Here is a 24,481-nt window from a genome sequence, read left to right on the forward strand (position 1 = left end):
AGGAGGATTCCCACCATGCAACAGATTTCCGTTAATCACTCCCTCAAGGTGCAACCCAACCCCAACCTCAATAGCAACAATCCCAAAACCACCCGATCCGCACCCGCAAAAATCCCCACCGCTTTCCAGCAAAGCGAAGGGGTGTTATCCCAATTTGTGGAATATGTTCCGGCAGCGGTGGCAATGGTTGATCGCCAGATGCGCTATTTGGCCTGGTCGCGACGTTGGTACAGTGAATATGGTTCCGGCGATCGAATCTGTGCCATTGGGCGATCGCATTATGAACTCTTTCCCCATCTGGGCGAATCCTGGCAACAGCGCTATCAACATTGTATAGAAACCGGAGAACCCTTGTGCCATGAGGATTGTCTCCTTAAACCCAATGGCAAACAGGAATGGGTTAAATGGGATATTCAACCCTGGCTCGCCGCTGATGGCGAAATTGGTGGGTTGATCATGTCCGCCGAACTCGTCACCGAGTGCAAACAACTCGCCGACGCCTTACAACTCACCCAGTTTGCAATGGATAAAGCGGCAGATGCCGTCCTCTGGATGACCCCAGACGCCCGCTTTAGCTATGTCAATGAAGCCGCCTGTCAGTTACTCGGCTATACCCCAGAAGAGTTACGCACCCTCACGGTTTCTCAAATTGACCCCGCCTTTTCTCCCCCAATTTGGGCCGAACATTGGCGAGCGATCAAACAGTTTCAAACCTTTACCTTTGAATCCCATTTCCTCACCCAACAAAATCACGCCATTCCCGTGGAAGTCCGGGTCAATTATTTAACCTTTAATGGTCAAGAATATCACTGTGCCTTCGTGCGGGATATTAGTGAACGCAAACAAGCAGAAGCTGACTTGCACAATGCCAATGAGCAACTCCAAGCCGTTTTGGATGCGGTTCCCGGTTTAGTATCTTGGGTCAGTTCCGATTTACGCTATTTGGGGGTAAATCGTCATTTAGCCGCCGCCTTCCAAATGCCTGCCGATAGCTTTGCCGATCGCCCAGTGGGGTTTTTGCAAACCAGTCCCAAATTCTCTGAGATGGTTCAGGACTTTTTTGCCCGTCCTGAACTCACCCAATCCACGGAAATTACCCTAGAATCCAAGGGGGGAACCCGCAGCTATTTAGTAGTTTCTCAGAAATATCAAAAAGGGACAAAAGCCGTTTTTATCGGCATTGATATTAGCGATCGCAAACAAATGGAGGTCGCTTTACGCCGGAGTGAAACCCTCTATCGTACCCTGGCAAAAAACTTTCCCAATGGGACAGTTTGCCTCTTCGATCCGGAACTACGTCATACCTTAGCCGAAGGAACCGAACTCCCCAAAGTCGGCTTATCTAAAGAATTAATCGAAGGTAAAACCCTAGCAGAAGCCTTTCCCTCAGACATTGCGGCCCTCTACGAACCCCTCTACCGCGATGCCTTAGCGGGCCAGGAAAGCGTTACTGAAGTTCCCTTTGGAAGTCGTCTCTATCTCACCCATACCTTACCCCTGAAAAATGAACAGGGAGAAGCCATTGCGGGAATGATTATGACCCAAAATATTACCGAACGCAAACAAGCCGAGGATGCCTTGCGCCGTTCGGAAGAACGATTTCGACAAAAAGCTGAAGAACTCAAACAAACCTTACAGGAATTAAAACAAACTCAAACCCAACTGATTCAAACGGAAAAAATGTCCAGTCTCGGTCAACTGGTTGCGGGAGTCGCTCACGAAATTAACAATCCCGTCAGCTTTATTTATGGAAATATCGCTCATGCTCGTCAATATGTTCGAGACCTTTTAGCGCTTCTGGAATTGTATGGAGAAGAATATCCCGAACCCACTCCAAAGATTCAACAGCAGATTGAAGGAATTGGCCTGAATTTTTTAATGGAAGATTTTCCAAAACTGATGTCTTCCATGCAAGTAGGCGCCGATCGCATTCGGGAAGTGGTGCTGTCTTTGCGAAACTTTTCCCGCCTGGATCAAGCTCAGAAAAAGTCGGTGAATATTCATGAAGGGATTGATAGCACCTTACTGATTTTACAAAATCGTCTCAAGGCAAAAGCCGGAATGTCCAGCATTGAGGTGATTAAAGAGTATGGGGAACTTCCTCCCATTGAATGTTATGCGGGACAACTGAATCAGGTGTTTATGAATTTACTGGGCAATGCGATCGATGTTTTAGAGGAAGAGGGGAAAGAACAAATCCAAAAGCGCGGAAAGGGACAGATCCTGAGTGGTAGTTCTACCGGAAACTTTACCCCCAGAATTTGCATTAGGACCGAACGGGTAGGGGACCGCGCAGTGATCCGAATTTCTGATAATGGTCGAGGAATGACAGCCGAGACTAAAAAACATATTTTTGAGCCGTTTTTTACCACCAAAAACCCGGGTAAAGGCACGGGATTAGGTTTATCGATTAGCTATCAAATTGTTGTAGAAAAACACCGGGGCCAAATTGACTGTAAGTCCGGGCCGGGATTGGGAACGGAATTTATTATGACCTTACCCATTCCCTAAGCTCGATGGAGAGATTGGATAGGGCGGCGAAATTGAATCAGTAAGGGACACTGGATTTCCGTGTCCCTACGGTTGACAAGGTATTCTGAGTTGAGTTAATCAATGGAGAAAAGTTTGACAACTGGGGTTTAGCGGGAACAAAAAGGCTCTCCCTGTCACCTTAAGACTGGGGGTTTTTAAATTTCTTTAAATTTTATTAAAAAAAATTAAAGGGGGTCATTCTTCTGATATCTTTTAATCAAACGCTGGCAACAGCGATGATTGAAGGAGTTACAAATATTCACAATAACTCAGAACTACCTCAACCAGAAGTTAGACGAATTTTCGGGAACTTTTGTGTCGGAGCAAACAACGGTTAATCGGAAAGAAGTCCTAAACTATAAACGTGATGGGTGGGGAATGGGGTAAAAATGAAGAGTCAGAGGGGGCAAAGAATGAGCAGGGCAGGAGTGGCCCTGGGATTAGTGGCGATCGCCGTGGCTGTGCTTGGACTGGAGCACCCGGGGGGAGGATGGGCCTGGGAACGTCCACCGGCCCTGACCGGAGGGTCCGACGCAGTGGCGGCGATCGCAGCAACTCCTGCGGGCTTCTCCCCCGTTTCGAGTCATCCTGATTTTTTCCCCAGTCGTTCCAGGAGGGTGGCGGAACAAGCCTTAGAAAAAGTTAGGGATATCCCCTGCGGGGATATCCGGCCCCATCCGGTTCACTTAATAAAAAATCGCTTATGCATCGACCTGGAATTTATCATAAATTTGAGCCAATTTATCCGGCTTCCCCGCTGCTATTTTGTTCCAGAAAATGCCTCACTCCCGGGAAAAATCAGAGCGCCGATCGCCAACTCTAGCACCGCGTTAAAACCTCAGTCTTCTCAAGATGTTTCCAAATCATCCTTCCTGGTGGTACTCAACCCCTGGGAAACGGTCCAAAAGCCCTATCAAATTGCCCTGTTGATCTTCCTAAGTACCACCGGAACCTTCCTGATGCTGCATCATATTAGCCTGAGAATGCAAAACCAGTTCCAAGGGCATCTCACTGAGGAGGAGGAAGCACTGCCTGTCGCCTCAGACGGGTTGTTGAGTCTACTCGATACCAACCCAGCCTTTAACTGTGTCATCAAACCCAATGGCACAGTTTTCTTTATGAATCAAGCCATGTTGGAGCGCGTCGGTTATACTCGTCCGGAAGCAGTGGGGATGAATTATATTCATACATTTATCCCCGAACCTGACCGGCCATTGGTCTGTGCAAGCTTTGAACAACTCACCCAGCACACTCAACCTCAACGAATTCAAAACCGCCTTCTCACAAAAAAGGGAGAAGAAATCTGGGTGGAGTGGTGTGTTCGGGCCGTGTTCAGGGGCGATCGCCAGACCTTAGACTATTGGATCGCGACCGGAATCGAGATTGAAGACCCCAGTCGAGTCGATGCTCACATTCGTCTGTGGGAAAACATGACCCAGGCCGTGAGTGCAGCGCCCGATTTTGAATCTGCTTTAAAAATCGCACTTTGTAGCCTCGGAGAAACCCTGGGATATTCTGCAGGGGAAGTTTGGGTGGCCAACCCCGAGGGAACGGCTTTAGACTGTTCCTCGGTGGGGTACGCGGCACCGGGAACCGCTTACGCCGCCAGGAGCAGTGGCTGGCGGTTAGAACTCAATCAGGGGTTACCCGGACGAGTCCTGGCATCGGCAGAACCGGAATGGATTGAGGATCTCGCCGCCGAACCCGAGAAAGGGTTTTCTAGCCATCACAGGGCGATCGCCTGTGGACTCACCAGTGCCTTGGGGATTCCAATTCTGGCCGATCGCCGGGTCCTGGCGGTGTTGGTCTTTTTTCTGTCAACCCCCGGGAAACTGGATCGGCGAATGCTGCCGCGCATCTCCTCGATGGCGATCCAAGTGGGGTCAGTCTTACATCGGTTACAGACTTTAAAGGCACTCCAGCAAGCAGAAGCTAACTATCGCAGTATTGTGGAGAATGCGGTAGAAGGAATTTTTCAGACTACGCCGGATGGACGGTATATGAGCGCGAATCCAGCTTTGGCGGCGATCTATGGTTATGCTTCCTTGCCAGAATTGATGGCGGCATTGTGCGATCGCTCCCTTCAACTCTATGTTGATCCTCGCTGTCCACAGGAGTTTATTCGCCTGTTACAGGAACAAGATGTGGTTTCAGGATTTGAGGCTCAGGTTTATCGGGCTGATGGTAGTATGATTTGGATTTCTCAAAATGCTCGTGCGGTGCGTGATGTTAGTGATCAATTGATGTATTATGAAGGGTCTGTGGTGAATATTACCGATCGAAAATGGACAGAGGCGCAACTCCGATACAATGCCTCTCACGATGCACTCACGGGGTTATGGAACCGAGGCTTTTTTATGGATCGGTTGGTCAAAGCAGTCTCCCGCGCTCAGAGTGAAGCGGATTATGAATTTGCGGTTTTGTTCATGGATTTGGATGAGTTCAAGTTGGTGAATGATAGTTTAGGTCATTCCGTGGGCGATCGCTTGTTGATGGCGATCGCCGGACGACTGGAACAATGTTTAGGTCCTAATGATACCCTAGCCCGTTTTGGCGGGGATGAATTTACCTTGTTGTTGGAAGATATTCCCCGGGTTGAGGATGCGATCGCCGTCGCGCACCAAGTCCACGAAACCTTGCGTCAGCCTTTTAATGTGGGAAATCACGAGGTGTTTGCCGGGATTAGCATTGGCATCGTTCATAGTACCGCAGGCGATCGGCGTCAGCCCGATTTTCTGCGGGATGCCGATATTGCCATGTATCGCGCCAAGGCTCGGGAAAAAGGCGGATACGTGGTCTTTGATACAACCATGCGTGAGGAAGCCATCCTGCGCTTGGAGTTAGAGACGGATCTGCGCTGGGCGGTCGAACGCGGCGAGTTTCAGATGTTTTATCAGCCCATTGTGAGACTGTCCACGGGAGAAATTAGTGGATTTGAAGCCTTGATCCGATGGTATCATCCCCGCAAAGGGTGGATTTCTCCTAATGTATTTATCCCGGTGGCTGAGGAAACTGGCGCGATCGAACAAATCGGCGAATGGGCGCTGGTTCAATCCTGTAGTCAGTTAAGAAGCTGGAAAAAGCAATTTCCCACCTACCCTTCCCTGAAAATGAGTGTGAATCTTTCCGGGAAGCAATTGACTCAGAATTTGAGCGATCGCGTTGAGGAAATTCTCCAAGAAACCGGGGTTGATGGCTGGGATTTGAAATTAGAAATTACGGAAACGGCCCTAGTGGAAGACCCGGAAGGGGCGATCGCCATCCTGGATCGCCTCAAAGCCCTGGATATTCAGTTATGCATTGATGATTTTGGCACAGGTTACTCGTCTTTGAGTTATCTCCACCGCTTTCCCGTGGATGTATTAAAAATCGACCGCTCTTTTATTAGCCAAATGTCCGCGCTCAATGACGATTCAGAAATTGTAAGAACTATTGTGACCCTGGCGCATACCCTAGGATTGGATGTGATTGCAGAAGGCATTGAAACCCTAGATTCTATGCACGAACTCCAAATCCTCCGCTGTAAATATGGTCAGGGCTACTTCTTTTCCGCACCCGTTAACGGTGAAGCGGCTGCACTCTTATTAAGACGGGGCCAGTTGAGTGACCTAGAGGTAAGTTAAACACCAGGCGGGGGTTTGTACCCTCGCCGGATCTGGCTCCAAGTGCGTTCGCTGTAGCTTCAACCCGATCCCTATCTCTACTTCACAATTCAACTTTTTGCCCTTGAGCTTTTCAGAATTGCGACAAGTCGGAAGTTTTTTCGTTACAATAAAAACCAGCCTTTAGGGGAAATCTACTCAAGCGCGATCGCGCTTTTACTGGGTGACATTCAATTTCATCACCGCCTCAAAAAAAAGCGAATTTAGCGAATAGTAACTTTTCCATGAAATTAACATTTTTCAATTCCAGCTCAAAACTGCCTTTTTTCATTTCTAGCAAACACTTTTGGTATATTCTTCCTTTTTTATGTTCTTTGGGAATCGCCTTATTTCCCTCCCGGACTGCCGCTAGTGATGCTCCGTTTTCTGCGGTTCCCCCCGGCATATCCCTATCTCATCAAATTGCTCAATTACAGGACCGGAAACCTCAGAGCAGCCCAGGTATTGTTTCAGGTGATTTTGCCCCCGCTGTCACGGCAATTGAGGGACAATGGGAAACTGTATTTGAAGATTATTTTGGCCGCAATTTATCGGAAGTTACCCTTCAGGGGGAAGAGATTGGCGAAGCGTTGGCCCTTGTTGAACAAAAAACGGGTCAAAAGTCGGCGGTGATTTACATGATTCCCGGTGAGGACCAACTGGAACTGTTGTTAGTCACTGCTGATGGAGGAGTCACGGGTCGCACGATCGCGGAAACTAATCAGGAGATGCTGAAAGAAACGGCACAACAATTACGGCAGCGCATGACTAGCCCCAGCCGAAGAAGTACCCAATCCTATCTACCTCAAGCCCAACAGCTTTATACTTGGATGATCGCCCCCTTGCGCGATGAATTGCAGTCCCGGGGAATCGAAAATCTGTTGTTATGTGTCGGTCCAGGGTTGCGATCGGTCCCCTTTGCCGCCTTACATGATGGGGAAAAATTTCTGGTGGAAGAATACAGTCTAGCACTGATTCCCGCCTTTAACATGATTGATTTGAACCCCAGTGAACTGGCAAATACAGAAGTTTTAGCAATGGGGGCTTCCCTGTTTAAAACCCTCTCTCCCCTGCCTGCGGTCCCCGTGGAACTCTCTCAAATTGCCCGTTATTTGTGGCCGGGAGAGGTGTTTCTTAATCAAGATTTTACCCAGGAAAACTTGCAGTCGCAATTGCAAGAATCCCGCTATGGAATCGTTCACCTCGCCACTCACGCAGATTTTAAGGAGGGAAACCCGGCTCAATCTTATATTCAATTGTGGGATAGTCAACTCACTTTGGATAATATGCACCAGTTGAAACTCGATGAATCGGCGATCGGATTGTTGGTGTTGAGTGCTTGTAAGACAGCAGTCGGCAGCCAAGATGCAGAAAAGGGATTTGCCGGATTAGCGATTCAAAGCGGTGTTCCCTCTGCCTTAGCGAGTTTATGGTATGTGAGCGACCTCGGGACTCTGGCGCTAATGTCTGAGTTTTACGATATGTTCAAAACCAACGACGACAACTCGCGATCGCTCCTCAAGGCGGAAGCACTGCGCGAGGCACAATTGGCTATGCTACGAGGAGAAGTGCGCCTAGAAGAAGGGAACCTAGTCAGCGATCGCGGGGTAGTTCCTCTCCCGGAAGAATTAGGGGAATTGACTGGGGAAAATTTAGCTCACCCTTACTTTTGGGCAGGGTTTACCCTAATCGGCAGTCCCTGGTAAGAAGTTGTTGCCGCGATCGCTTTTCTGGGTCAGGGTAAAACTCAAGAAAGGCGATCGCTGCATAAGGTTATCTCACTTTTCCGGCAGTAGGTTCCCGAGTTGGCTCACTTACTGTAAAAATTTCTAATAGAACCTATCCAGTTTTATAGCATTGTTTCCGAGTTGTTATTTTAGCAAACCCCCACCCCAGAAATACGGTACAAGTGTTAGAGCGATCGTCAGCTATTTTAAAGGTGGACCGATGGAATTGCTCACTCTAACCCTTGTAAAGTTCCCCTCTCCTATCAGCGATCGTCGTGATTTTATGTGATTACCATAACGCAATCAATCGGCGTTAATGGTATGCTTAGACTGATCCATTGAAAATCATTCACCGGCCCTGACTTAAGTGCGGTTTATTCCATCAGGGTCCGTCCGTTTTCCCGAACCCTATTCCAACATCCTACAATTATCCCAGTGCCGGGGATTTTTATAAATCGGGTTTTCCACCCCATCCCAAAAATCGATGAAAATGTTTGTTCCAGGTCGTCTTTGTTTATTTGGAGAACACAGTGATTGGTCCGGGGGATACCGAAGTATCAATCCTGCTCTCCACAAAGGATACACCCTCAGCGTCGGTACTAATCAAGGGATTTATGCTGAAGTCAAACCCCATCCGACCCACCTGATTCTTCACTCTTGTCTCACCGATGGTACTCGTAAAGAATTGTTACAAATTCCGATGGAACGAGAGGTATTACTGGCCGAAGCAAAAAAGGGTGGTTTTTTTAGTTATGCCGCCGGAGTCGCCTATCAAGCATTGACTCTTTATCACGTCCAAGGGATAGAAATTGATAACTATAAAACTGATTTACCCATTCAGAAAGGGTTAGCCTCCAGTGCAGCTATCTCCGTTCTCGTCGCCCGTGCATTCAATCAGTTGTACGAGTTAAAATTAACCCTTCGTGGTGAAATGGAATTAGCTTATTCCGGTGAAATCACCACTCCATCTCGCTGTGGCCGCCTCGACCAAAGTTGTGCTTACGGCAACCGCCCGGTGATGATGGTGTTTGATGGACAGCATATTAATATTATAGAACTCCACAGTCTAAAAAATTTATTTTTTGTAATTGTTGATTTAGCCGCTTCTAAAAACACCCATGAAATTCTCAGCATTCTCAATCAATGCTATCCCTTTGCCACCAATGAAATTAAGCAAAACGTTCATAAATATTTAGGAGAAATTAGCGCCCGAATTACCCAGGAAGCTGCCACTGCCCTAGAACAGGGGAACGCCGAATCCCTCGGGGCCTTAATGAAGCAAGCCCAAACCGAATTTGACCGCCATTTAATTCGGGCCTGCCCCTCCCAATTAACTGCCCCCGTCCTGCACTCGCTTCTCAAACATCCGCCGCTGCAAAGCTTAATTTTGGGCGGAAAAGGCGTCGGTTCTCAAGGAGACGGTACAGCACAGTTCCTCGTGAAAAATCAGGAGAATCAACAGCGCGTGATTGAACTGATTAAACGAGATTTCCCGCAAATGCAGTGTTTGAAGCTGGTGATTTCCGCCTCTGCGGCTGAAGTCACACCAGAAGAAATCTGATGGCCTTTTTTTTTACATTTTTAATATGAAAAAATCAACTTATCCAATTCGCAAAGCAATTATTCCCGCCGCCGGATTTGGCACGCGCTTGTTTCCCGCCACGAAAGCTGTAAAGAAAGAATTATTACCGATTATTGACGGCCAGGGTCGAGTGAAACCCACGATTTTAGCTATTGTGGAAGAGGCCATCAGTGCCGGAATCGAAGAGGTGGCAATTATCGTCCAACCCAGTGACTGTCACCTGTTTGAAAGTTTCTTAAAAGCCCCGCTAAACCCTCATCATTATAACAAACTTTCCCCGGAAAATAAAGCTTATAGCGAGTATTTACAAGAATTAGGGGAAAAAATTACCCTGTTAATTCAGGAGGTTCAGGAGGGGTATGGTCATGCGGTGTTTTGTGCGAAAGACTGGGTAAGTGATGAACCGTTCCTGCTGTTTTTAGGGGATCATGTTTATTTGTCAGATACGGAACTCTCTTGTGCCAGCCAACTGGTGGAGGTTTATAACCGGGTGGGAAAAAGTACCGTTGCCCTCACGGTAACCCCTGGGGAGGAAATTTATCACTGTGGTTGCGTGACGGGGAATTGGCAAGATAACGACAAAATTTTATCCCTCACCCAAGTCTGCGAAAAGCCGGATTTAGACTATGCCCGAAAACACTTAAAAGTGGAAGGATTAAGGGGCGATCGCTTCTTAACCGTCTTTGGAATTTACGCCCTGACTCCCACAATATTTGACTTTCTCGAAGCCAATATCCGCAATAATCTCCGAGAGAAAGGAGAATTTCAGCTCACCACTTCCCTAGAACAAGTCCGGCAAGCTGAAGGGATGTATGGCTATCAAATCAAAGGACGGTGTTTCGATACAGGAATGCCCGATGCCTATTATCAGACCTTCATCGAGTTTCGCCAGGGGTGAAAATTGGGCTGGCTCCAACTCAGCCGGATTGACATTTGATACCATAGATTAGAAACTTAGCAAAATTGACAAAACTCCGATGAGAAAACTTGGCTTTGGATTGATATGGATTGGACTAATCATTTATGCTTTTGGATTTGCACCCCCGGATAACCCCACCGCCACCTTTAACTTAATTAAAAACCTAGTAACTGGAGAATGGGAGGGAATCAACCCCCTGATTATTGCCCTGTTTAATATCATGGGAGTATGGCCGTTAATCTATAGCGGAGTCCTATTTTTAGATGGAAAAGGTCAAAAAGTTCCGGCATGGCCGTTTGTCACCCTGTCCTTTGGAGTCGGTGCATTTGCCTTGTTACCCTATCTCGCTCTGCGCCAGCCTAATCCCAACTTTTCGGGGGAGAAAAATTGGTTTTTAAAAGCAGTAGACTCGCGAATTTTCGGTGCGATCGCCGCCTTATCAGCCCTCATTTTAGTGGGATATGGCATTACCCAAGGAAATTGGACGGATTACTTCTACCAGTGGCAAACCAGCCGATTTATTCACGTCATGACGTTAGACTTTTGCCTGCTTTGCCTCCTCTTTCCCACCATCCTCGGGGATGACATGGCACGACGCGGGTTAAACAGTCCCGGGATATTTTGGCTAGTCGCCTTAATTCCCCTATTAGGACCGGCATTTTATTTAGCCTTACGTCCCCCCGTCCAAGTTAGCGAGGAAGCAATACAGATGAAAACTGCTGTCACTCAGGAATAGTACAGTAGCGGCAGAAGAAGGGCAAACCCATCATCTGCTGGGTTTGCTCTTTATTTTCAGAAAACTCAGTTTTTGTCAAAATCCTTTGACAAGTTTTCCCTATAATAGCGATAGATTAAAAAATCAACTTTTACAAAAGCTGACCCCCAACCCTGGAGAATCAAACCATGAAGGAGACGATCGCAGGCAACCTAACCCGCTACCGCAAAGCTATAGACTTATCTCAAGAACAACTCGCCAACCTCGTCAGCGTCACTCGCCAAAGCATCAATAACTACGAAAACGCCAAAACCTTACCCGATAGCAAAACCCTCTCAGCCCTTGCCCGCACCTTGGGCGTCACCCTGGATGACTTGCTGCGCCCAGAATCTAGACCAGTCACCCCCTTTCGATTTCGCGCCCATGCGGGCATTGACAAACAACCGCAATTTGCCACGCAAGTGCGACGGATGCTGGAGATTTATCAAGCCTTAGAAGCCGCCGCAGGCATCCCCGCTTATGCCCCAGAAACCCATTCCTGTCACCAATTACCCGGCAACGAAGCACTTATTCAGGCAACAGCCGCCCGGTTTCGCCGGACCTTGGGATTAGGGGAAACGCCCATTCTCAATTTATTTGCCGCAGTAGAGGAATTGGGGTTAAAAGTCCTCCGCCAACCCATTGCAACTAAAGGCTTTTTTGGGTTAAGTGCCTGTAGCTTTGCTCAAGGTGCTTTTGTTTTAATTAATACCCATAATATTTCTATTGAACAGCAAATTTTTACTCTAGCTCAGGAAATTGGTCATTTAATTTTCCATCGAGACGACTATCAAGATAACCTAATAAAACTGGAGAATCAAGGGGAAGAAGGAGCCCGGGAAGCCGTTGCCAATTATTTTGCCCAACATTTACTGGTTCCCCAAACCGAATTTGAGCGGTTTTATCAAATTAGCCCGAACTTGATTCAACTCAAACAGCATTTTAGAGTCAGCTATCAAGTGATTTTAAAGCGGTTATCGGATATGGGTCGCATCGACTATGGGCGTGAAATCGCAAAGATTCGCAAGATTTATAAACAGCGAAATGGCTTATCTTTGAGCAACTGCATCGAGTTACCTCCCACCTTAAAGGCAGAAGATTTTCCAGAAAACGAACGGTATCAACAACTCATCTGGCAAGCCTTAAATCGGGGGAATATCTCAGAACTGAAAGCAGCCGAACTGCTGAATATCACCCTGGAAGAACTGGGGGTTCGTCGTCGAGAGGCGGAGGTCTATGCTATCCCGTAACGGCACGATTCTCGATGCCACTGCCTTGATTGACTTTCGCTATCTTGACGAGTGGGAGTGGCTGCAACGACACTATCAGCCCTTGTACATTGCCCAAGAAGTTTTAGACTCAGATCATCTCGAACAGAGTACGCGAGAGACTGCGAAAAAATACTTAATTCCGCTTCCGTTAGAGACTGAAGAAATGTTTGCTAGTTTTCTGGAGCTTGGCAATAAAGCGCCGCTGCTGAGTGAAGCCGATCGCTCAACTCTAGTTCTTGCTCGTCATCAATTATTATTATGTGCCAGTGATGATAATTTAGTGGTGAAAATCTGCAAAGAATATGGAATCGCTTACATCAGAACTCTGCGTCTCCTGACAGAGATGGTGCAGACGGGACATAAAAGTAAGATTGAAGTCAAGAGGATGGCCGAGTTGTTAATTCAAGAGAGAGGTAAACATATTCGGTCATCCATTTTAACCAATTGGTATAATGAGTTGGGGAAGTAGGACGAATTAAGCAATCTATTTTTCCAGGTTGTAAGATTAATTCCTTTGAGGTCAAATTTCAGGCGATCGCCCCTGGTTTTTGGCGAGAGGCGATCGCTTTGAGGGCTGTTAATCAAATAGGGTAGGTTGAATAAATACAGGCGATGGAGTTACAGGCTTTTTCTGCTTTTTCCCCCCCTCCTTAGTCGCCAAATCAACGCCGCGTAGGGTTTGTGGTCTCCAGAGTACAGTATCTTCAAGATCGTGGTCTTGCGATCGCTTTAAAGCGGTATCACGCCTATTCGTGGCATAGCAATAGGTACAGCCAAACATACAGGTTTCATAAGCCCCGATATCCACAGCTTCTACACAGCCACAATCTTGCCGGGTAGGGGCGGCTTTGAGTCCCAAATCAGAATCAGATCTGAGCATTTTAATAATATCCATATCGATACAGTGAGCTTTCTCCACCCCCATACCGAGTAAAGCATCTTCGCAGCAGGAATACAACTTAATCCCTCGGGGTTCAGCAATATCATGCAGTTGCTGAAGCAGTCTACTTTTTTCCTCTAAAGAAGGGCGCTGAAACTTGATGCCATGAGTTTGGGAAACTTTACCCAGGTTACGTTCAGTTTTGCCGTAAAAATCCACAAAGGAAAAATAACAGCGTCTGGTATAGCCTTCTAGTTGGCGAGTTAGCAAGTCAAACCGTTCCAAATGATAGGAAGCAGGGGTCACATCACTGAGTACAATGGGGTCATACCGCCACTGCACGAGATCGGGAGAAAGACGCCGTGACAGTTTTTGGAAGGTTTCGATAGATACTTCAATCGGAGGATTATGGCTTTCTATCGCTTTCGGATAACCGATAATTGTAAAGTGAAAATAAAAGTAGTAACCCTGCTGTTCCAGGAAATCCAGATGCGGCAGTAGTGGCTTCGGGTTGCGAGTCCAAAAGGCGATCGCCAAGCAGTCCTCTGGTAAAAGCGAGACCCGGTACACCTTGCTGCTGATGGGGTTAAGCCAGTGACAGAACCCAGCCTGGATTCGGTTGAGAAACCACTTGGAATAGAACCCCGGAATATCCGTCCGACGACTGGCGCTAATAATCTTCATAAAGCTGACGGAGTTGAGACATACTGGTATTCTATCAAAAATTGACTAAAAAATCAACTTAAAAATCAACTTTAATCCATAACTGCTGTTTTCTTCCATACTCCTTGTAGTATCCTAAGAATGTGGCAAATTGAGTGCATAAATTTTTCTCTATATGCCCCTGCTGTTCTGGCTGATGGACTTTCTCAACCAGCTATGCTGTTGATCGGGTTACATCAACCGCGTCCTACAACTCGGGGAGCCTGATGACAAACAATTCTCCATTGAACCTTTACTCTTTTCATCCTCACACGGCAGAAGTCTATACGGCTGTCCATAAATGGCTGGCTACCCAAAAAGATGCCGAAAAATACAAGAGTGTTCGTTATCCTGGGGGAGATCAACGTAAACAACAAATGGAGGATTTGCTAAATGAACCTACCCTTAAAATGGCGGCAGCCCAATACAATATTTTCTTTCCTACCCATTATTTTAAGGTGCTTTACACTTTAGAAAATATCGTAACCTTAGAAAAAATTTGTAATTGGTTTACGTGCAATCCTCACCTATATTTTATCGATATTGGATGTGGTGCCGGAGCAGCATCTGCTGCATTTTTGCAAACCACTCTAAGTCTTGTTGAAAATCAAGATATTTGCTTAATTCATCCTTTGTATATTTCCTGCGTGGGGATAGATGTTAATAAAGGTGCATTACCCCTTTATAACCAATTGATGCTTGAATTTCAAAAAAAATTAATCCCTTGGAACATTAATTTAGAATTTACTCTGGGACTAGGAGGAATTAGAGAAAATATTTTAACAATAAGAAACCATTTAATTAAAAAGCGCGAAAAATGGAATCAGCCTTGCTTGTCAAATATTTTAATGTTCCAATCAAACGTAATTGATATGTTGGAACAGGAGCATAGTAAACGGCGACAGGAAGATAAAAGTTTAATAGGATATAACGTCAACTCCAACGTTATTTTAAGCGACGATAAATGGTTTGCCGATGATTATGCAATGGTTTATAAGCAGTTATTTGAAGAAATTCCTGGTGACCTAATGCATACGATTACGATAGGAACTTCAAACAGTGACAATCATCGGGTAAAACAAATGGGCGCTGCAATTGATAGAATTTTTGGAAGCAGTCGTCATCAGTTTGAATCTGTGGGAAAAGGGACAAAATCATTAACTTTTAAAAACCCTCAAAACTCTTACTGGGAGAATAACCCAAAAGATACGCATATCTATTTTCATGTTGATGTTAGTAAAATTACTAGCGTTAAGTTAGAAGAAGACCAAGACTGGCATAATGTAACTAGCAGAGACAATTTAGAAGTAGCCTGGGTACGTGCAAGAAAACACCTTTTGAAGGAGTCTCTTTGTGATGAAGTAGAAATCCGGCTATTTGAGAAAAATCTTGAAAGAAACCTAAATCGGCTGCAAGTGTTTTTAGTAGCTTATGTTAAAGAAGTCGATCATGAAGAGGACTATATTTCCTACCCTTTTCCAAAAAAAATCTCCCAAGCTCGTTGGAGAGGCTTATCTGGCTTAGAAGAAGAAATATTATCCGTGGCAATTATTCAAAAATTAGGCAATAAAGTGGCCGAATTACGAGGCAGCAGCTATGCGTATCGAATGACCCGGGAACCCGGAAATAAAACTACAGAATATTTATATTCCTCTTGGTTTGGGGCCTATAAAAATTTTGTTAAAGATGCTTGTTTGGCCGCAGAAAAATTTCAAGCTTGTTTAATTATTCGCGCTGATATTAAATCTTTTTATACCCATATAATTCAGGATAAATTAATAAGTTTAGTTTCTCAAGAATTAATTGAAAGTAAACGCATCCGCTGGTTGCTGAGATTATTACTTTCAAAAAATTGAACGAACATGATTTGGGTTCGGGGGTTACTCAAGGACACATTGGTTCAGGTTTTTATGCCAATGTTTATCTAACTTCCATAGATATGAGATTCGGCTCTAATAATGAGTGGGGTCTTAAATTCTTCCGGTATGTTGATGATATGATTATCGTTATTCCAGATCCAGAAGATGAAAAAGATGTTTTAGAACAGCTTAAGAAAGAACTACAAGAAATTGGACTGGAACTAAATGAGGATAAAACAGAAATTTTTCACTCAGTATCCGATTTTTTAGAAATATGTAGTGAAGATGAAGATTTAACGAATTTGGGCAATGAATTTCAAGGTATTATTAATCTTTTGTGGATAATGAACTCGGATTATCGAACTGCATTTAAATCAGCCTACCGAAAAGAAGATGATAAACTGTGGTGGCACTTAGTAGAACAATATCAATATTACCTTCAATCACTAAAAATTTACATTCACACACCGGATCTTAGCCGTCGAATACATTCTTATATTTTTAACAGTAAAAAACGCCTGAAAGATTTAAAGGAAAAACAAGAGTTAAATTTGCCCAGCCTACCTGATGAGCATCAAGATATAATAAATTGGAAAGAAAATTTTGAAAATGCCAATCTAAATTGGAAAAACTCCAAAGACAGCTTAAGAGCCAAACTTGTAAGTATGTTTTGCGAAAGCTGGGAAAACTTACAAGCACTTGCTCCAAATGATGTAAAGACAGCTAGAAACCTCCAAACACGGATTCGTTTTGCCTTGAACAAGCTCTCTTTATTGGGTATAACAGAGATTTCTAAATATTTGGCAGATATTTTGTGTCAAAGCCCCTGGACGGTCCGCGAGCCTTTACAAGCTGTAGAAAGTTTGGCACGCCAAGGATGTTTATCTGAAGTCATTGGGATACTTGCCTACTATCAACATACCTCATATCCCATGAGTGAATATATGAGATCTGTTACTTTAAGAGCCCTCAGATTTTTACCTGAAATGGAGGTATTTATCTGGGAAAAAATTGTAGAATTTGCAACTATTGGGACTCTGGTAGAACGACTCATGGCAACTGAAACCTGGATAGCTTTGGGGTATATATCGGAGCAGTTCGTAGAGCCACATCATATTGATGCTGTATTAGTTGCTTTACATGGCGAACCCAAGCCCACACCCAGACTCAAGAAAAATTATCTGCTTATTTTGGGACTGCATGATAGCCAACTTATTAAGAACGAGCCTATAAACACTCAAGATTATTTGTTAGATGAAGCCCGTAATCTTGTATTAGAAGAAAGTGTTGGTGATTTATTTAGCTACCAGGAGCCTCAAATAATTCGAGAAAAATACTATAGTGGAAAGGGTCAATCCGAGATAGGCGATGAAGTCGATTATCCCGTCCTGAGATAAACAAGGAAACTGATTATGACGCTTCAATTTATTAACTTTTAAGAAAGGTTGGCTTCAGCTTGCTAACTGGAAGTTGTGCCGATCGCCCCCTAAACGTCCTCAAACCTCCGAAAAAAACACAAAAGGCGCGATCGCCGCGCCTCCTGTTACTTATCCAAATTACGACTCCCAGTCGGGACAGTCGCCATCGGCTTCCCAGCCATAGGGATGCATCCCACAAACCAGTAAATTGCCCCCGTAAACCTGTCCGTGATAGTTTTTACAACCGATACAGGCTGAATATTTTTCCGCTGTGGGTTCCACAGATGACACAAACCCATCCATGTCCGTCGGGAATTCATCTAGTCCTAAATACAGGTCAAAAAAGGGATCAACTAACTCTTCAAAATATTGGTCGAGTTCGGTAAAAATTGTGGTTTGCAATTCTTCCGTGAATTCTTCAGACAGTTCCATGATATCTGAAGAAAACCTTCCCAAAATATCAACGAATTCCTCGACCTCTTCCGTCACTTCTTGAACAAAGCGATCCACTTCTTGTCCCGCTGTTTCTAACATCTTGAAAAATTCTTTCGGCCAATCTTCCATAACCCTTTGCCTAATGATTTCCGGAAGCAATCTTTATTCGTTCTGGAGTCGCCGTAGTTCATCCTGTAACGATTGTACCTGATCGCGCAGGTTATTCACCTCCGGAGGTTTCTCCGGGGCGGGTTCTTCATCGTCTTCTAAGATTTCAATGCGACGGGGCTCTCGTGGCGTTGTGGGTTCAGATGGGGGCTGCTTGATCTGCTGCTGGCCCTGTTTCATCATGTCTTCCACGAAGCGACGCGCTTCTTCGGTGCTCATTTCGCCCCGTTCGACCATTTCATCGGCAAGTTTTTGGGCTTGGTCCCGCACTTCGGCTAATTTTCCGGTTGCTTTTTCGCCCGCGTAAGACGCGATTCCCACTCCCAGATAGAAGGCCTTTTGTACCATATCACCGAAACCAGGCATAGGCAGTATTGCTCCTTAGTCGCTGAGGTTACTGCTTCTAGGATAAGGCCAATAGAGGCGGAGTGACCACCAAAAAGCGGCAGTAAAAAAAAGTGACCCGGATACCACGCCTGTCACAAGCATCCCGTATTGCTGCTACCTTCCGGTCCTGACAAGATTTGGGCGTTATGACCGCATGGGTCCAGGTCATTTACAACTATATCATTGTTGTCCGACTCTTGTCTAGGGGGTTGCGGAATATTTTTTAAAGTTGTGATTTCAGCCCGTTATTCAACGACGATACACCACTCATAGAGGTCGTAGTTGACGCAGCCATGCTTGACGAGAGGGTCCTCAGCGACGATCTGCTGGGCTTCTTCCATTGACTCCGCCTCAAATAGCAGCATTCCGCCTCCGCGTCGTTGCCAATAGCCAGTTTTGGCGTTATGTCCTTTGGCAATTAAATCTTCAACGTAGGCTTTATGGGCAGGAACGTGGCGATCGAAGGTAGGTTTATCGACGATTCCTTTTTCTATCTTGACAAACCAGGGCATTTGAGGGTGCACTCAGGGGGTAGGGGTTAAAGAGGATTGGCCTGGGACTCGCAAGAGTGCAGGTCATCGCAAATTTTAGCATCAAATGCGCTAAGGGTTGGGGTTGCCCTTAAAAACAGGCTTTGAGGCGGGTGGGGGGGATGGAATGGGGGATGGACCGATCGCCCAATAACTGGCAACCCTGACGCACTAAATCATCCAGTTCCAGGTTCCAAACGATCGCCGTTCCATCGTCACTGGTGGAGGCTAATTCTCCCCCTTCTGGAGACCAGGATACATGAGTGATGGCTTGTTGATGTCCGCGTAAGGGAGTGAGGAAACTGCCGTCTCGGTTCCAGAGGTTAACGGTCCCCTCAGCAGTTCCGGTGGCAAGGATTTGGGAATCGGGGTGGAAATTGAGGCTAGTGACGGGGCTAGAATGTGGGAGAATACTTAATAATTTACCATCGGTTTCTCGCCAGAGTCGGACGGTGCCATCATCACTGGCGGAGGCTAATAATTGACCATCGGGACTGAAGCGAATGGCAACGACGCGATCGCCATGTCCTTCGAGGAGATGAATCAATTTACCATCGCTGGTTCTGCGAAGGAATATCCGGCGATCGCTACTGGCAGAAGCGAGGGTTTTGCCGTTGGGTGAAAACCTCACGGATAAGACTTGATCCTGATGTTCTGTCCAGGTTTGCAGCAATTTTCCATCTTTGATCCGCCAAATTTTCACGGTTTTTTCTTCTGCGGTGGCGATCGCCTCTGTTTTGGGACTAAAACTCACATCGGTGATGGGACTTGAATGAGGGATTGTCAGGGGTAATTTTTTTCCGGTGGTTGTCCAGAATTGCAGGGGATGATCCGGGGTTGCGACTGCGAGGATTTGGCGGTTAAAACTGATAGCAATGCGGTGGATTGGACTGGGAATATTGTCTAAATTCTGGGCAACGGTGCGATCGCCATTCCACAGGGTAACAGTATGAGGGGTAGCCGTGACGATTCCCTGACCGTTGGGGGTAAATTCCAGGGCGATCGCTGGGTGAGGATGGAGGAGGCGATCGGGTTCGATGAAACCATAGATCGCCTGATGTAACCCTAGGGCCACGCGGAACTGAGTGGCGGAGTTGACCCCAATAAATGCCTTGAGTTCTTGGGCGGCTTCCAGGCTTTCTATCAGGGCCAGTTCTGCTTTATTTTCCGCAATTAAAACTTGAGAAAGCAAGGCAATGGCATTAAGTTTTGTATGGGTTCTATCAATGGATTTATTAACCCAAAATACGCCAATTAGGAATGACAAAATAGCAATAATTGCACCGCTTAAGGCGATTATACGTTGGGAGAGATGGTCCCGATATTCTTGAAGTTTGGCGTCGCTGATTTCCCGGAGATTTTGTTCCTGAGTGAGTTTTTCTAATAATTCTTTTTCTCGATAAAGTTGCTGAATTTTGAACTCAGTTTGTTCCGCATCTTTGCGAAATTCGCTTAATTCGGCTTCTTGACTGGCGGCTAAAAATTGATAATCGCGATCGCTCAAATTTTTCCCTTTGGCCCATTCACCGGCATCTTGTAAGGCTTTTCCTCTCAGTAAGCGGGAAGTATCCTGGCAGTTGGATTGCAACCAGGCTGCTAATGCTTCGGCATAAGGACGCAAATCAAATAAGGATTTTTCCACCCATTTGGGGTTAAAAATTGCAGCATAAATGGGATTGCTAAGGGTTAAGTTTACGTCTACAACTCGGACTAAACCAGATAGGCGTAATTCGGTTTGTTCCGGACTATCATCGGCGGGGATTGCTTTAAATTGTAAGATTTTTTGATAGCATCCTAGTAAACGTCCCGCCCGTTGTGGGTTTCTCAAGAGGCGATCGCGAACAGTTCGCAGATGTGCCGGTTCGTCCCGAGATTCCCAATTGTCAATGATTTGGGTTTTAATGAATCCTTCGACCCATTCTGCTTCATTGCCGGATTGGGGTAAAAATTCGGGGCTAACTTTTCCCGTTTCAAGAACCAATTGACATAATTTTTGGGTTAAAAAAGGTTGTCCCCCAGTCCAATGGAGAATCTGGTGGATGACTTCTTGGGGATTAGCCACGATAGCAGCTAATCCAGCGACTAGCGGTTGGACTTCATTGAGTTGAAAGCCCGATAAATCAATCGCATGGCCGATATTAAAGGGGGTACGAGTGCGATCGCTAATTAAATCCGAGGGGGTGGCAACTCCCAAGAGGGCAAAAGTCAGGCGATCGTAATGGGAATTTTGCGATCGCTTATTGTAGCAAGACCGAATTAAGGCAAAAAAGTCTTCCAAAGATTCATTCACGCTTAACACGCTATCAATTTCATCAATAAAAATCACAATTCGCTGAAAAACCTGTTGCAACAACACCGTTTCAATCAGTTCCCCCAAACGATGAACTGGAGAAATTGACTCCCGGTCCTGCCACCAGTTCATAAACTCCAAAGCATCTAATAAATTAAAATTGCTGGTGAGTTTATAGGCAACGCCTCCATACCATTGTTCGAGAGAAATTTGTTTACTACCAATATCAGAAATATCAATCGTAGCACAGGCAACTCCCTCAGCAGTTAGACGCTGCACTGTTCGCACCAGCAAGCTAGATTTTCCCATCTGCCGAGAATTAAGAATGTAACAAAACTCGCCAATTTTTAACTTTTCATAGAAATTAGAATCAGCTTTTCGCATCACATAGGTAGGAGAAGTTTCCGGCAAACTTCCTCCCGCTTGATAATAAGTTCCTTTTTGCATAGTGAGGGCTAAATTAAAAACAAAATATCTCAATTTAGATAGACCTGAGATTTTGCACCCGTTGCAACAACCGGCGGAGGTTAAAACGAGTGGCGGCCTCATAGCTTGCATTCGGTTAAAAACCGACTAAAAACAACATACTATAAGACGTTTAGTCGGTTGAAACTGACTTGATTCTGGTAAGCCGCCAATTGTTTTATCCCCTGCCAGGTATTGTCACTAATTCTAACCCAGGGTTTAAAGAGGTCAAGACAACTGCTTGACTTTGCCATTATTCTGCTGAGAAACGAGCGATCGCACGCCGTCTAAGGTAGCTGGGATCTGACGTGGATCGGGGATAGTTCCTTTTCCCTCTCCACCCATTTTTAGGGATATATCCAGATAAGTTTGAGCCAATAAAAATTGCATCGCTTCCGTAGCGTAGGGGTCAGATTCTAGGGTTTTGGCGAGGGTGGAAACGGCTTCGGCTGTGCCTTTAGCATTCAGCACTTGTTGCTGTTGTTGCGCTTCAGCTTGCAAAAGTGCCGCTTGCTGCCTTGCTTTCGCTTGTAAAATCCGGGCCTCTGCTTCCCCTTTCGCATTATTAATCGCGGCTTCTCGTTGTCCTTCTGAAGTGAGAATTGCGGCTTGTTTTTTCCGTTCCGATGACATTTGCAATTCCATCGCTTCTCGGACAAATAGAGACGGAATAATATCTCGTAATTCGACTCGGGTTACTTTAATTCCCCAAGGTTCGGTCGCGATATCGAGTTGCTGTAAGAGTAATTCATTCACATCACTACGGGCCATGAAAGTTTGTTCTAGTTTTAATTTGCTCATTTCTGAGCGAATTAAGGTGGTTACCAAAGTGACCATTGCAGACTGAAGGTTTTTAACTTTATAATAAGCTTTTTCAATGTTTAAAATCCGCCAATAAACAACGGCATCCACGCTAATCGAAACGTTATCCCGGGTCATGCAGGTTTGAGGAGGAATATCGAGAAATTGCTCGCGAGTGGTTTCTTGATAGGCGACTTGTTCCAGGAAAGGAATCATAAAATTGAGTCCGGGTTGGAGTTTCTTGCCGTCATATTTGCCGAGGGTTTCCACTAAAGCTTCATCCCCTTGTTTGATGATTTTGACGCTACCGGCGAGGGAGGTTCCAGTTACGGCGAGAAAGATTAAAAATAAGGATTCGTACATGATAAAACTCCTGATGGGGTGGGTGAACTGAATGGAGTAATGGAATGTATAGGGCCTAAGAATGAAAAAGCTGTTGAGGAATGACAATGAGGGTGTTGCCTTCGCAGCGTAAGACGTACACTTTTTGGTTAGCGGCGATCGCCAAGTCACGAACATCACATTGTGCGAGCCAGGAACTGCCTTCATAGAGGACTCGCCCGACTTCCCCGGGTAAGATCGAGGATAGGGTTTTAGCTTCGGTTGCATCCGGGACGGCGATCGCCCTTTTGCTTTGGATAAACATTGGACGTAACCAAATCACCGAAACCGTAGACAATCCCATCCAATAGAGAACTTGCCACTTAAACCGAACCACCATCAGTACCCAGGAGAACCCGAGGACCATAATCAGGGCTGTAATTCCCATACTTAAGGCGATCGCCTTATATTTATGACCGAAATATTTTCGGACCACTAACTCAATCGCACAAAAGCTCACACCCGTTAGCCCCCAGAATAGGGGCCTTAACCAGCTAGGCGGACTTACAGGCATCGGCAACAAAGCATATACACTCATCGTTGCACTTTGTATCGGCATGGTTAGTAGGGCGATCGCAGAAAAATCAGTTACCATTGGAACTTCCTCCAAACTCGATTCGCTGTTTTTCTCATTACATCCTGGGACTGACTGAGATCCACACTGAGTTCTTTGAGTTCCCTTCGAGTTTCTATCGATTTGAGTTTTAGCGTAAACTCACAAATCCCGCTTTCCGAATTAATTCTTGCCCCTGTTCAGTTAACAAAAATTTGGCATAAGTCTCCCCCGCTTGTTGGTCAAGTTGCCCATTTTCTTTAACAACCACCACCAATCGCCGACTCCAAGGATATTCTCCGCTTCTAAACACATCTAAATTCACTTCATTGCGCCGCTGAGGACATTCCGACAGCGGAACAAAGGGCAATTTATAAGGCGGGACAAAGTTATTAGAAGTCCGTCCCACAGCTAAGGGTTTTACCATGCATTGAGACACCAGCAAGGGTGCAGAAGCCCAATAAATTCCCCCGAGATTTGAAGCCACTCCCCTTAAGGCTTCGGTGGTTGTGGAGGTTAAAATAACACTCGGGTTAGAATCTCGGTCAATTTTGCCATAGGGTTGAATTTTTAAATCCGGTCCGCCCACTTGATTCCAATTGGTAATTTCTCCCGCATAAATTGCATCAAATTGCTCTATCGTGATCCGGGAAATGGGTAAAGAGGGATGGACCACGATCGCAATCCCATCAATGGCAACGGGAATTTCTTTCAGCGTAAACCCTCTATCCCTCGCTTTTTGATATTCCGCATCGGAAATTGGTCTAGCCGACATCGCAAAGGTGAGTTGATTATCTAATAACATTTGAATGCCCGTTCCTGAACTCGGTGCACCTCTGACTGGATCAGTATAACGGAGTTGAAACTGCGGCCAAACTGTTTGAATGGCGGGGTCTACGGCGACCCGTATTGACACCCAAGTGCTACTCCCCCCGTGACTAAATAATCCTCTAGGAACGTTCTGCACCTCGGCTAAAGTTTCCGGGTAAGTTTCTCCCCCGGGATTAACGATTTCTTCGGACGGGGTGGGATTTTCTGAGTCCGTCAATAATCGTCGTCCCCAGTCTAATTCTTTCGTCAGCCACCAGACTGAGGCACCCATCAACCCTAGGGCGATTACTAGGGCTATAATTAGCGTAGTTGTTTCTTTTTTGGCAGACATAGATTCCTCATCTATCCAGTTTTT

General features: G+C 45.7%; 18 protein-coding genes and 1 other RNA gene. 10 read left to right on the top strand and 9 right to left on the bottom strand.

Features of this window, described 5'->3' with window-relative positions:
- The first annotated feature begins 15 nt into the window (after nucleotides 1-15).
- The 8 genes from NG792_RS00235 (at nucleotide 16) to NG792_RS00270 (ending at nucleotide 12,895) form a co-directional block, all read left to right on the top strand.
- Nucleotides 16-2,511, top strand: a complete 2,496-nt coding sequence (locus tag NG792_RS00235) for a PAS domain-containing sensor histidine kinase (protein WP_261200662.1) — start codon at nucleotides 16-18, stop codon at nucleotides 2,509-2,511.
- A 434-nt stretch (nucleotides 2,512-2,945) separates the two neighbouring features.
- Nucleotides 2,946-6,155, top strand: coding sequence for an EAL domain-containing protein (locus NG792_RS00240; RefSeq protein WP_261234043.1), 3,210 nt, complete (start codon nucleotides 2,946-2,948; stop codon nucleotides 6,153-6,155).
- A gap of 263 nt (nucleotides 6,156-6,418) precedes the next feature.
- Nucleotides 6,419-7,879, top strand: coding sequence for a CHAT domain-containing protein (locus NG792_RS00245; RefSeq protein ID WP_261234045.1), 1,461 nt, complete (start codon nucleotides 6,419-6,421; stop codon nucleotides 7,877-7,879).
- A 505-nt stretch (nucleotides 7,880-8,384) separates the two neighbouring features.
- A complete protein-coding gene (locus tag NG792_RS00250) occupies nucleotides 8,385-9,461 on the top strand; it encodes a mevalonate kinase family protein (RefSeq protein WP_261234047.1) in 1,077 nt (358 codons plus the stop codon).
- 25 nt (nucleotides 9,462-9,486) lie between these two features.
- Nucleotides 9,487-10,380 (top strand): sugar phosphate nucleotidyltransferase, encoded by an 894-nt coding sequence (locus NG792_RS00255; protein WP_261234048.1) that lies wholly within the window; start codon nucleotides 9,487-9,489, stop codon nucleotides 10,378-10,380.
- A gap of 79 nt (nucleotides 10,381-10,459) precedes the next feature.
- Nucleotides 10,460-11,137, top strand: a complete 678-nt coding sequence (locus NG792_RS00260; RefSeq protein ID WP_261200667.1) for a DUF2834 domain-containing protein — start codon at nucleotides 10,460-10,462, stop codon at nucleotides 11,135-11,137.
- 167 nt (nucleotides 11,138-11,304) lie between these two features.
- Nucleotides 11,305-12,405 carry an XRE family transcriptional regulator gene (locus tag NG792_RS00265; RefSeq protein WP_261234049.1) on the top strand — a complete coding sequence of 367 codons (1,101 nt, stop codon included), beginning with the start codon at nucleotides 11,305-11,307 and terminating at the stop codon, nucleotides 12,403-12,405.
- Nucleotides 12,392-12,895, top strand: coding sequence for a PIN domain-containing protein (locus tag NG792_RS00270; protein WP_261234050.1), 504 nt, complete (start codon nucleotides 12,392-12,394; stop codon nucleotides 12,893-12,895). The genes NG792_RS00265 and NG792_RS00270 overlap by 14 nt, the downstream gene beginning before the upstream one ends.
- Nucleotides 12,896-13,003: 108 nt before the next feature.
- Here the strand turns inward: NG792_RS00270 and NG792_RS00275 are convergent, their stop codons facing one another.
- Nucleotides 13,004-13,990: a DUF1848 domain-containing protein gene (locus tag NG792_RS00275; protein ID WP_261234051.1), complete on the bottom strand. Its 987-nt coding sequence runs from the start codon at nucleotides 13,988-13,990 to the stop codon at nucleotides 13,004-13,006.
- Between the two features lie 245 nt (nucleotides 13,991-14,235).
- Between NG792_RS00275 and NG792_RS00280 the strand changes: the two genes are divergently transcribed.
- Entirely contained in the window at nucleotides 14,236-15,864 is a 1,629-nt protein-coding gene (locus NG792_RS00280; protein ID WP_261234052.1) for a hypothetical protein, read from the top strand.
- A complete protein-coding gene (locus NG792_RS00285) occupies nucleotides 15,861-17,264 on the top strand; it encodes a reverse transcriptase domain-containing protein (RefSeq protein WP_261234053.1) in 1,404 nt (467 codons plus the stop codon). The genes NG792_RS00280 and NG792_RS00285 overlap by 4 nt, the downstream gene beginning before the upstream one ends.
- A 159-nt stretch (nucleotides 17,265-17,423) precedes the next feature.
- Here NG792_RS00285 and NG792_RS00290 read toward each other — a convergent pair whose 3' ends face one another.
- The 8 genes from NG792_RS00290 to NG792_RS00325 form a co-directional block, all read right to left on the bottom strand.
- On the bottom strand, nucleotides 17,424-17,849 hold the full coding sequence (locus NG792_RS00290; RefSeq protein ID WP_261234054.1) for a hypothetical protein: 426 nt from the start codon (nucleotides 17,847-17,849) through the stop codon (nucleotides 17,424-17,426).
- A 33-nt stretch (nucleotides 17,850-17,882) separates the two neighbouring features.
- A complete protein-coding gene (locus NG792_RS00295) occupies nucleotides 17,883-18,254 on the bottom strand; it encodes a phasin family protein (RefSeq protein WP_261234055.1) in 372 nt (123 codons plus the stop codon).
- A 91-nt stretch (nucleotides 18,255-18,345) separates the two neighbouring features.
- Nucleotides 18,346-18,442: signal recognition particle sRNA small type (ffs, locus tag NG792_RS00300), an RNA gene on the bottom strand.
- 78 nt (nucleotides 18,443-18,520) lie between these two features.
- Complete coding sequence (locus tag NG792_RS00305) at nucleotides 18,521-18,787, bottom strand: YciI family protein (RefSeq protein ID WP_261234056.1); 267 nt, start codon at nucleotides 18,785-18,787, stop codon at nucleotides 18,521-18,523.
- 109 nt (nucleotides 18,788-18,896) lie between these two features.
- Nucleotides 18,897-21,575: an AAA-like domain-containing protein gene (locus NG792_RS00310; RefSeq protein WP_261234058.1), complete on the bottom strand. Its 2,679-nt coding sequence runs from the start codon at nucleotides 21,573-21,575 to the stop codon at nucleotides 18,897-18,899.
- A 213-nt stretch (nucleotides 21,576-21,788) separates the two neighbouring features.
- Entirely contained in the window at nucleotides 21,789-22,724 is a 936-nt protein-coding gene (locus NG792_RS00315; protein WP_261234059.1) for an SPFH domain-containing protein, read from the bottom strand.
- A gap of 55 nt (nucleotides 22,725-22,779) precedes the next feature.
- Complete coding sequence (locus tag NG792_RS00320; RefSeq protein WP_261201923.1) at nucleotides 22,780-23,337, bottom strand: NfeD family protein; 558 nt, start codon at nucleotides 23,335-23,337, stop codon at nucleotides 22,780-22,782.
- Between the two features lie 109 nt (nucleotides 23,338-23,446).
- Nucleotides 23,447-24,457, bottom strand: coding sequence for a PstS family phosphate ABC transporter substrate-binding protein (locus tag NG792_RS00325; protein WP_261234060.1), 1,011 nt, complete (start codon nucleotides 24,455-24,457; stop codon nucleotides 23,447-23,449).
- Between the last annotated feature and the right edge of the window lie 24 nt (nucleotides 24,458-24,481).

Source organism: Laspinema olomoucense D3b (assembly GCF_025370785.1).
Taxonomy (GTDB): domain Bacteria; phylum Cyanobacteriota; class Cyanobacteriia; order Cyanobacteriales; family Laspinemataceae; genus Laspinema; species Laspinema olomoucense.

Excerpts from the sequence above, each read along its gene's own strand:
- NG792_RS00250 (WP_261234047.1), top strand. The coding sequence starts at position 8,385 with ATGAAAATGTTTGTTCCAGGTCGTCTTTGTTTATTTGGAGAACACAGT.
- NG792_RS00275 (WP_261234051.1), bottom strand. The coding sequence starts at position 13,990 with ATGAAGATTATTAGCGCCAGTCGTCGGACGGATATTCCGGGGTTCTAT.
- NG792_RS00325 (WP_261234060.1), bottom strand. The coding sequence starts at position 24,457 with ATGTCTGCCAAAAAAGAAACAACTACGCTAATTATAGCCCTAGTAATC.
- NG792_RS00240 (WP_261234043.1), top strand. The coding sequence starts at position 2,946 with ATGAGCAGGGCAGGAGTGGCCCTGGGATTAGTGGCGATCGCCGTGGCT.
- NG792_RS00305 (WP_261234056.1), bottom strand. The coding sequence starts at position 18,787 with ATGCCCTGGTTTGTCAAGATAGAAAAAGGAATCGTCGATAAACCTACC.
- NG792_RS00295 (WP_261234055.1), bottom strand. The coding sequence starts at position 18,254 with ATGCCTGGTTTCGGTGATATGGTACAAAAGGCCTTCTATCTGGGAGTG.
- NG792_RS00270 (WP_261234050.1), top strand. The coding sequence starts at position 12,392 with ATGCTATCCCGTAACGGCACGATTCTCGATGCCACTGCCTTGATTGAC.
- NG792_RS00280 (WP_261234052.1), top strand. The coding sequence starts at position 14,236 with ATGACAAACAATTCTCCATTGAACCTTTACTCTTTTCATCCTCACACG.
- NG792_RS00265 (WP_261234049.1), top strand. The coding sequence starts at position 11,305 with ATGAAGGAGACGATCGCAGGCAACCTAACCCGCTACCGCAAAGCTATA.
- NG792_RS00235 (WP_261200662.1), top strand. The coding sequence starts at position 16 with ATGCAACAGATTTCCGTTAATCACTCCCTCAAGGTGCAACCCAACCCC.
- NG792_RS00260 (WP_261200667.1), top strand. The coding sequence starts at position 10,460 with ATGAGAAAACTTGGCTTTGGATTGATATGGATTGGACTAATCATTTAT.
- NG792_RS00315 (WP_261234059.1), bottom strand. The coding sequence starts at position 22,724 with ATGTACGAATCCTTATTTTTAATCTTTCTCGCCGTAACTGGAACCTCC.
- NG792_RS00245 (WP_261234045.1), top strand. The coding sequence starts at position 6,419 with ATGAAATTAACATTTTTCAATTCCAGCTCAAAACTGCCTTTTTTCATT.
- NG792_RS00290 (WP_261234054.1), bottom strand. The coding sequence starts at position 17,849 with ATGGAAGATTGGCCGAAAGAATTTTTCAAGATGTTAGAAACAGCGGGA.
- NG792_RS00255 (WP_261234048.1), top strand. The coding sequence starts at position 9,487 with ATGAAAAAATCAACTTATCCAATTCGCAAAGCAATTATTCCCGCCGCC.
- NG792_RS00320 (WP_261201923.1), bottom strand. The coding sequence starts at position 23,337 with ATGGTAACTGATTTTTCTGCGATCGCCCTACTAACCATGCCGATACAA.